Origin of the sequence: Mesorhizobium delmotii (assembly GCF_900149755.1) — a bacterium.
In the GTDB taxonomy this organism is placed as follows: domain Bacteria; phylum Pseudomonadota; class Alphaproteobacteria; order Rhizobiales; family Rhizobiaceae; genus Mesorhizobium; species Mesorhizobium delmotii.
On the sequence record NZ_FUIG01000012.1, the window covers coordinates 1 to 489 of the forward strand.

At 61.6% G+C, this 489-nt stretch carries 1 protein-coding gene; it reads left to right on the top strand.

What is annotated here, in order from left to right:
- Window positions 1–34: 34 nt before the first annotated feature.
- The coding region (locus BQ8482_RS01380) for an endonuclease domain-containing protein (RefSeq protein ID WP_133254686.1) at window positions 35–489 on the top strand (455 nt) is incomplete at its 3' end.

Here is a 489-nt window from a genome sequence, read left to right on the forward strand (position 1 = left end):
GGATGGGCTCCCTCCTCTCCCCGACGGGGAGAGGGTGGCCGGAGCGAAGCGGAGGTCGGGTGAGGGGGCGGCGCCGACAGATCCGACCAAAAGAAGGGCGAAGGCAACCGCTCGCGCTCGGAAGCTGCGGGTTGACGAGACCGAGGCTGAATACAGGCTTTGGGGGGAACTGCGAGGACGTCATCTCAACGGCTACAAATTTGTGAGGCAAGTGCCGCTTGGGCCTTTCTTTGCAGATTTCGTCTGTCGCGAGAGAGCGCTGATTGTGGAAATCGACGGCAGCCAGCACGCCGATTCTCCAACCGATGCCGCGAGAACTGCTTGGCTGAATGACCACGGCTATTCCGTTCTTCGGTTCTGGAACCATGAAGTTTTGGCCGAACGCCGAGCGGTCCTTGATACGGTCTTAGCTTGCCTCGACGGAAAGATTTCTACCCCCTCACCCGGCCTCCGCTTCGCTCCGGCCACCCTCTCCCCGTTGGGGAGAGG